Source organism: Flavobacterium taihuense, assembly GCF_019351435.1.
GTDB classification, from domain to species: domain Bacteria; phylum Bacteroidota; class Bacteroidia; order Flavobacteriales; family Flavobacteriaceae; genus Flavobacterium; species Flavobacterium taihuense.
Genome location: NZ_JAHWYN010000038.1, coordinates 1 through 9,450, shown reverse-complemented (window position 1 = coordinate 9,450; position 9,450 = coordinate 1). Strand labels below are relative to the sequence as shown.

Sequence of the window (9,450 nt, the reverse complement as noted above, 5' to 3'; positions counted from 1 at the left end):
GCATTACCCACCTGGGTTTGTGAACAATTCGTCACCGAATTCAACACACTTACCAAATCATAACTTGCAGTAGACGTTAAATTACCCGTTGGCAATAAAGCTGTTCCTGCAGCATCCAAAACAATACCTTGATTTACTCCTGAATTTATAGTATACGTTACAGTAGCATTTGGAGTTCCCGTAAAAGTAATATTCGTGCCAGTGCCCGAACACACAGAAGTAGTTCCTGAAATACTTACCGTTGGCAATGGGTTTATGCTAATTTTAAAAGTGCTCGCTGGCCCCGTGCATACACCATCAAATGCAGTTACCGATATTGTTGCAGTCTGAATAACAGCAGTTGCATTAACAGCTGTAAAAGGCAAAATATTCCCAGTTCCGTTAGCTCCAATTCCAATAGCAGTATTATTGCTAGCCCAATTAAAAGTTGCACCCACAGGTGTACTTGTAAAAATGGGAACACTTACAGTTCCATTGGCACAAAAGGTTGTGATATCTGATACTGGGTCGACCGTTGGTAAAGGGCAATTCGATGAAACGCAATTTCCGTTAGCTGTTGTAACACAAGTATTACCAACAGAGACTACAGTAATAGCTACATTTTGGCCTGGTGACAAGCTATTGATTACAAGTGTTGTTCCGGAAACAGACCCAGAAATCGGAGCTGACGAATCTATACTGTAAGTATAATCATAACTTGTTGCACCTGAAATGGCATTCCAGTTAAAAGTCACACTTGTAGTCGTCGGGGCACCACAATTAATAGATAACACAGGAATCGGATTAATATTTACAGTTGCAACACTAGTGCTGTTCACACAAGGAGAAGTGCCAACTAAAGTATATGTAAATGTACTAGTCGTTGCCCCAACTGCTGGTGTGAAGACACCCGAAGCAGCATTAAATGTCCCTCCTGTTCCAGTTGTTCTTGTCCAAGTCCCTCCAGATTGTTCACCAGTTATTAAACTAAATAAATCTATTGAAATGACACTACTTTCGCAAACGGCCGTATTGCCAGATGTTCCTGCAATTGGTTGCGGATTGATATTTATTGTTGCCAAACTAGAAGTGTTAACGCAAGGAGAAGTACCGATTAAAGTATATGTAAATGTACTTATCGTTGCTCCTACAGCTGGTGTATATGTACCGGAACCCGCATTAAAAATTCCTCCTGTCCCTGTTGTTCTTGTCCAAGTCCCTCCTGATTCTTCTCCAGTTATTAAACTGAATAAATTTATTGAAGTACTACTGCTTTCACAAACGGTCGTATTTCCAGATGTTCCAGCAATTGGTTGCGGATTAATATTTATCGTAGCAACACTAGTGCTGTTTACACAAGGAGAAGTGCCAACTAAAGTATATGTAAATGTACTAGTCGTTGCCCCAACTGCTGGCGTGAAAAAACCAGAACCCGCATTAAAAATTCCTCCTGTTCCCGTTGTTCTTGTCCAAATCCCACCTGATTGTTCTCCAGTTATTAAACTGAATAAATTTATTGAAGCATTACTGCTTTCACAAACGGTCACATTTCCAGATGTTCCAGCAATTGGTTGCGTATTGATATTTACCGCAGCAACACTAGAACTATTAAGGCAAGGTGAAGTACCGATTAAAGTATAAGTAAACGCACTTGCCGTTGCTCCTAAAGCTGGCGTAAAGGTGCCGGAAGCGGCATTAAATGTCCCTCCTGCTCCTGTGGATCTTGTCCAAGTTCCCCCAGATTGCTCTCCAGTTATTAAACTCGATAAATTTATTGGAGTACTACTGCTTTCACATACAGTTGTATTTCCTGAAGTTCCTGCATCTGGTTGTGCATTAATATTTATTGTAGCAATACTAGAACTATTGATACAAGGTGATATTCCTGTCAAACTATAAGTAAATGTACTTGTCGTTGCTCCAACAGCTGGTGTATATGTACCAGAACCCGCATTAAAAATTCCCCCTGTTCCTGTTGTTCTTGTCCAAGCTCCGCCCGATTGTTCTCCAGTTACTATACTGGATAAATTTATTGAAGTACTACTACTTTCACAAACGGTCGTATTTCCAGCTGTTCCAGCAATTGGTTGCGGATTAATATTTACTGTGGCAACACTAGTGCTGTTTACGCAAGGAGAAGTACCGATTAAAGTATAAGTAAATGTACTTGTCGTTGCCCCAACTGTTGGCGTAAAGGCACCGGAAGCGGCATTAAATGTTCCTGCTGCTCCTGAGGTTCTTGTCCAAGTTCCACCAGATTGCTCTCCAGTTATTAAACTCGATAAATTTATTGAAGTACTACTGCTTTCACAAACGGTCGTATTTCCAGAAGCTCCTGCAACTGGTTGCGGATTAATATTTACTGTGGCAACACTAGTGCTGTTTACGCAAGGAGAAGTACCGATTAAAGTATAAGTAAATGTACTTGTCGTTGCCCCAACTGTTGGCGTAAAGGTACTGGAAGCGGCATTAAATGTTCCTGCTGCTCCTGAGGTTCTTGTCCAAGTTCCACCAGATTGCTCTCCAGTTATTAAACTCGATAAGTTTATTGAAGCACTACTGCTTTCACAAACGGTCGTATTTCCAGAAGCTCCTGCAACTGGTTGCGGATTAATATTTACTGTGGCAACACTAGTGCTGTTTACGCAAGGAGAAGTACCGATTAAAGTATAAGTAAATGTACTCGTCGTTGCCCCAACAGCTGGTGTAAATGTACCAGAACCCGCATTAAATGTTCCTCCTGCTCCTGTGGTTCTTGTCCAAGTTCCTCCAGGTTGCTCTCCAGTAATTAAACTAGATAAGTTTATTGAAGTACTACTGCTTTCACAAACGGTCGTACTTCCAGCTGTTCCAGCAATTGGTTGAGGGTTTATCGTGATATCAAAAGTAGAAGAACTTGCTGCTTGACAAATGGAAAGATTTTGCAACACTTCATATTTAACTGTAAATATTCCTGTGGTACTCAAGGATGGATTTATTTCTCCAGTACTACTATTTATTGATAACGTACCTCCTGCAGAAGATTTACTCCAGACTCCTCCAGTTGTAAAAGTGGCAGGAGTTGTTTCTGTTGGGATAAGAGTAGTTACAGATTGACAAGCCGATGTAGGATAAGTAAAAGAAGTATCAGAAGTTCCAGGAGATACATTAACTGTTATTTCTTTTGAAACCGTACATGTACCAGCTCCTTGAGGTATAAATGTTATATCATCTAATCCAAAATCATTTCCAGAACCATTAGTTTCAATATCATATAACTCAATTACGGCAATAGTTACTCCAACGCCTGCTGTCCAAGTATGCTTATAGGACACCCATCCCCCAGCTGTAGTTGAAGGCGCCACATCTGTTGGCGATGAAGCTGTATTATTTATAACGACTCCATTTATTTTTAACTGCATTTTGGCTGGAAGCAATGGAAAAGTAGAAGTAATTGTTCGTAAAAAATAATTAAAATCATAGGTTATTCCTGGTTTCACAGCTATATTCTGTCCCCAAACTTTATCAATAATTGGTGTCGAAGTTGAACCATCCGTTATAAAAAATTTTCCAACTCCGGGATTGGTATGATCTTGTGCACTATCATAAACTGAACCCCATGTATTGGGATTTGCAATAACTCCGTATGTTCTTTTTTCAAAAGCAGGATTCGTTGCTAAATATTTATAATCAGAGGAAAAACCGGCGACATCATTTTCAAAATCACCATTATAAACCAAATTCCCTAATGCTCCTGTTGGACCAGTAGCCGTTACTTTATACACAGTGTTAACTGTTGGAGTCACTGTAATAGAAGCTGAATTTGGCACAGACAAACTAGGATCGATCGGAGTAGATGACCAAGTATAACCAACCATATTATTAGCTACCAATGTTATAGTACTTCCGGCACAAATTGTTGTATTTAATGGCTGCGAACTGGTTGCAGGAACCAGAGTTGCATTTGCGGGAATACTTCCCGAAATAGTCATGTCTAAAACTGAATTTATTGTAACGTTTTTTGAGGCAGAACCCATAGGAGAATTAGCATCGAAGACTTCAATCTTATATGTCCCCGCAGCCAAATTTGTAAAAATTCCAGTTGAATTACTAACTGCTAAACCCACAGAAGGTGTCAGCTTATATGAATAGGGCTGTACCCCTCCAAAACCATAAGCAGATATTGATCCGTCATTCAATCCAGGACAAGATATTGCAGTTTGAGATGTACTTATGGATAAAGGAAGTGGAGGTTCAGTCAAAGACAAATCATCAATGGCAAAATCATTACCATTTGGTGTTGCTCCGGGTGTCGATAATTCTATTCGAACCCATTTCGCTCCTGTTCCTGACGGAGTAAATTCGTAAATTACTTGTTGCCAGGTCGCATTATTTACAGTAGCACTTCCAGATTTCAAAATTGGCGTACAACTACATTGATCCAGAGCATTAAACACAATAACCGGATTTGGAAATGCAGCATTACTAGTTCCGTTCTTATTAATATTTATCACCCAGTAAGAGAAAGTATATTTAACCCCACCTTGCAATTGTATGTTCGGATTTTGCCTCCAAAAAATATCATTATTTGCGTCAATCACCATCATTTTGCTTCCAGAATGCGGCAATACATTGTTAAAACTAGAGGTATTCATAGGCCCAGAACTTCCTGTTAAGGCATAATTACCATTTGAACTAGTTCCACTCGTACCAGGAGAAATATCAGTATATCCATTAGTTTGAAACCCTCCAATCCCCTCAAAACCAGGATTATTATTATTAGATGAGAGCAAATTCTGGGCATTTGAAAATGTAAATGTTATAAAACATAAAATAATAAGCAGTAATAATCTCTTTTTTGGGACAAAAAGGGATTGCAAAATACAGTTTCGCATAAATAGTAGGTTATAAATAATAGTATGATTTGGAGTGTTAACTCAATTTTTTTATTGTGTAGTAATTTGAGATATCTGTTTTTTTTGAGTTAATATTTTATATTAAATAAATTATTTTTTCATTTAAATTATATATTTTTCATTTTTACATGTTAAATTTATTTAAATTTTCATTTATTAACCTTAAGTTATTTTCAATTCATTTACGAAAACGTAATAGTGTTGAAAAGTTTACATAAACTCACTAATTGTGAGTAATTTGTGATTAATAATACAATCCATTTGAATCCATTACTATTTTACCAGCAAAAACTCAGATCTCCTATTTATTGCATTTTGTTCTTCTGTGCATTTATTTTTACAGTCAATTTTGAGTTCCGTTTCTCCAAAACCTTTACCTGAAACACGAGATGCTTCAATACCTTTGCTAATTACATATTGAACCGTTGCTTTGGCTCTTTTATCCGAAAGGTTTAAATTATACTTATCATCTCCTTTGGAATCAGAATGTGATTTTACATAAATCTTCAATTTGTCATTTTGCGTCATTACATAAACCAATTTATCCAGCTCTTCTGCTCCTTGTTTAGTTATATTACTTTTATTGAATTCAAAATAAATTGGATTCAAAATAATTTCTGTTTCTGTAACAACCACATCAATCGGTTTTATCGTAACATTGACTGTAATTGCCCCTCCAATAAATTTTGCCAAAGGTATTTTTTGCGTTATATATCCATCCTTAAAAGCCTCAATGATGTATATCTTTTCGCAATCGACATCATAAACAACTTCACCTTTTTCATTCGATACTTGACTACCAATTACGTTACTGTTTTCATCAAGAATAAGCACTTTCGAATTGACTAGAATAGCATCGCCTTTCAAACTCTTTACAACTACCTTTATCTGACCTTTACAAACAGGTATGGAAGAATATATATGATCTTTGCCAGATCTATTACTAGAAACATACCCTAATTGCTTAGTTGCATTATAAGTCAACGCAAAATCATCTCTCTCTGTATTTACGGGTTTTCCAACATTAAGAGGAACATCATTTTTATTCAAATCCACCAAAAACACATCAAATCCACCAAAACCAGTCAACCCATTCGAAGCGAAATACAAGACATTATCATCTGTTACAAAAGGAAAACTTTCGTCTCCAGCAGTATTAATTTTATCTCCCAAATTTTCCGGAACACCAAAGGACCCATCATTATTTACTTGCACTTTCCAAATATCAATTCCACCAATAGAACCAGGCATATTAGATGAAAAATACAATATTTTACCCGCTCTATCAATAGATGGATTACTAGTTGAATATTTTTTATCATTGAAAGGCATAGCGGTTATTGCTGTCCACTTACCATCCTCTTTTTTAGCTTTAAACAAATGAACTTGCCCAAATTTTAGCCGTTTAGCATTATTTTTTTCAAATGAGTTGGAGTTGAAACTTTCACTGGAAAAATAAATTATATTCCCATCTGCCGTTATACTCACTGGTCCTTCATGAAATCTAGAGTTCAGTTCGGAAACGGGAATTGGTTCGGAAAAACTCCCATCCGCTTTCAAATTCGATTGATAAATATCCAAAAACGGCTCTTCATTCCACCCGTATTTTTTGCCTCCACCATTTCGGGCACTCGAGAAATACAAAACATCATTATAAAGTACAGCCCCAAAATCAGATTTATCTGAATTGATATCCAATATTTTAACATCAAAAAGTTTTTTCTTATCGATTAAACTTGGCAAATAATCTGGATTTTTATTAAATTCTACAGCCCTTTGATCTGCCGGAACTTTGGCTGCAAAAATCTTCATTTGAAGATTCGCTTCTTCGTATCTCGCATTTTCTTTTAGCATTTGCGCATAATTAAAATACGTTTCTGCATCTTGCTCTGTTTTTACAGCTTGGGCGTACCATTTGACCGCCTCCACAACATTGAACATATTATAATAACATTCCCCCAATTGCTTATACACATATCCATCTGAGTTCCCTTTTTCAACCAACAAAATGTACTCTCGGGAAGCCTTCACATATTCATACCTTTCAAATAAATCATCGGCTACTTTGGTAAATTTATTTTGTGCCAAAAGCGTAAAACTAATGAGCGTAAAAAATAATAGTATAGTATTTTTTTTCATTATGAATCGTATATAATATTAGAAAAACCTTGGAGAAAGTGATACTTTTTTGACAGGCAAAAAATCATATAATATGATTATTTCATGAGATGACGAGGTAGAAATATTCAAATCCGAAACAATGTGATCATAAGCATATCCTATTCTCAAATCGGAAGTAACATTAAAGTTTACTAATAAACCAAAACTATCTTGTAATCTATAGGTTGCTCCAAATTCCACTTTTTCTTGATATAAAAAATTGGCGGAAACATCCAAAGACGTAGGAACGTTAAATGCTGACTTCAACAAGAATGATGGCTTAAACTTTAAATTTGGATTAAGATCAAAAACATAACCAGCAGTCAAAAAGTAATGAGAAACATCTGAGCCATATTTTTCCCCATCATAATCTAAATGAGCAGCATTAATTAAATTTGGGATCGAGAAGGAAACATAATATTTATCGGTGTAATAAAAAACACCCGTCCCTATGTTTGGAGTCACGTCATTGCTGTTTTTACCAAAAATCCCTTCAGAGGGATCTGGTAATGTAGGAACAATCTCTGAAAAGTTGACTTTTTGAAAAGTCGCGCCTGCTTTTATTCCAAAAGACAAATTACTATTCTCATTCAATTTCAATTTATAAGCAAAATCTCCATATACATTCTGTTCTGTTATTGGCCCAATTTTATCGGCAATAATAGACAGCCCAATTCCTATATTCTTTCCTGATGGTCCTTCCCCATAGAAAGTAAAAGAAGTTGGAGCATCTTCAATATTCACCCATTGTTTTCGATACAATAAGCCAAACGTGAGATGCTCTTTTGTCCCTGCATAAGCAGGGTTTATAACATTCATATTGTACATATATTGAGTGTATTGTGGATCTTGCTGTGCCTTAACATCAATCACAAGTACTAGAAACAATATTGCAGTCAGTAAAATTTTATTCATGTTCTAAATATTTTTTTCTAAAAAAAAGGAAAACTGATTTGAAAACGTTTTTATTAATTTTCTCTAATTAAATAAATCCATCCTGTTTTTGATTTACCATTATTAAACTCAATGACATAATAATAAGTAGCACTTGGAAGCGCCTCACCGTTATTGGTTTGACCATTCCATTGATTTGTATAATGAGACTGACTATACACTTGAAGTCCGTATCTATTAAATATCTCCAGTTTTTTCACGTCCATTAATCGCAAATCAAAATAATCATTAGAACCATTTCCATCTGGAGAAATTCCTTTCTGAATGTCACAGTAAACAGATTCGATTATAACATTCGAAGTTGTTTCGCAGTCATTAGAATTTGACCTTACGGTAAGACTATAAAGCAACGGAAAGGTTTCCTTTTCAGCACTATTACCAAGAACTTTACTTACGTTCAAAACATTTGAATTATCTCCAATGGCATTCCCATTTTGATCTTTCCAAATGTATTCAACAGCACTAGGATCATAGGAATTTAATTGTGGAGTCGCCGTTAATTCGTAATTATTAGATTGACAAGCCCAAGACGATTCAAATTGAATTTCGGGCGGTATTCCATTTACTAATTGATTCGAACCAAAAGTTTCGCAAGTAATATTGCTTTTGTATCGAACACTTATTATATAGTTGGCTGGTGCTAAATTTAAAAAAACAGAATTGTTTTGATACCCATTACCTACACTGTACTCAACTCCCGCCATATTCTCTATTTCAATAGTTCCAAGCGGCACTGAACAAGTGGGCTGAATCAAATTTAAAAGAATTGGAGTTGCTGGAGCCAATGGCTTTGCATCTATTGTTGTATCAGCCAATGATGAAGCCATACAAGTAGCATCTAAAATATTTCGAACGGACAACGTATAATTATTTGGAACAAGTCCAGCAAATACATTTGACGATTGATAGGTAGTTCCGTCCAAACTGTATTCCATTCCTGTTTGAGAAACAACAGTAATTGTTCCCGATGGTGTTCCGCAAGTTGGTTGAACAACACTCAGCGCTGTCGGAACAACCGGAGCTGTTGAAACAGCATTGATTTTAGTGGCAGTGCCTGATACAGCTAAACAAGTAACATCCAAAACATTTCGAACAGACAACGTATAATTATTTGGAACAAGTCCACCAAATACATTTGACGATTGATAGGTAGTTCCGTCCAAACTGTATTCCATTCCTGTTTGAGAAACAACAGTAATTGTTCCCGATGGTGTTCCGCAAGTTGGTTGAACAACACTCAGCGCTGTCGGAACAACCGGAGCTGTTGAAACAGCATTGATTTTAGTGGCAGTGCCTGATACAGCTAAACAAGTAACATCCAAAACATTTCGAACAGACAACGTATAATTATTTGGAACAAGTCCAGCAAATACATTTGACGATTGATAGGTAGTTCCATCCAAACTGTATTCCATTCCTGTTTGAGAAACAACAGTAATTGTTCCCGATGGTGTTCCGCAAG

General features: G+C 36.5%; 4 protein-coding genes. All 4 read right to left on the bottom strand.

The features are described from left to right. Positions 1 to 4,751 (bottom strand): beta strand repeat-containing protein (locus KZH69_RS19960; RefSeq protein ID WP_369410690.1); only part of this gene is annotated, 4,751 nt, incomplete at its 3' end. A 396-nt stretch (positions 4,752 to 5,147) separates the two neighbouring features. After that, a complete protein-coding gene (locus tag KZH69_RS19955; RefSeq protein WP_219319229.1) occupies positions 5,148 to 7,013 on the bottom strand; it encodes an OmpA family protein in 1,866 nt (621 codons plus the stop codon). A gap of 18 nt (positions 7,014 to 7,031) precedes the next feature. After that, complete coding sequence (locus tag KZH69_RS19950) at positions 7,032 to 7,949, bottom strand: PorP/SprF family type IX secretion system membrane protein (RefSeq protein WP_219319228.1); 918 nt, start codon at positions 7,947 to 7,949, stop codon at positions 7,032 to 7,034. 53 nt (positions 7,950 to 8,002) lie between these two features. Beyond that, positions 8,003 to 9,450: T9SS type B sorting domain-containing protein (locus tag KZH69_RS19945; RefSeq protein ID WP_219319227.1), on the bottom strand; the 1,448-nt coding region annotated here is incomplete at its 5' end.

What these genes read in the sequence shown, in the direction of transcription:
- KZH69_RS19955 (WP_219319229.1), bottom strand. Translation starts at nt 7,013, where the DNA reads ATGAAAAAAAATACTATACTATTATTTTTTACGCTCATTAGTTTTACG.
- KZH69_RS19950 (WP_219319228.1), bottom strand. Translation starts at nt 7,949, where the DNA reads ATGAATAAAATTTTACTGACTGCAATATTGTTTCTAGTACTTGTGATT.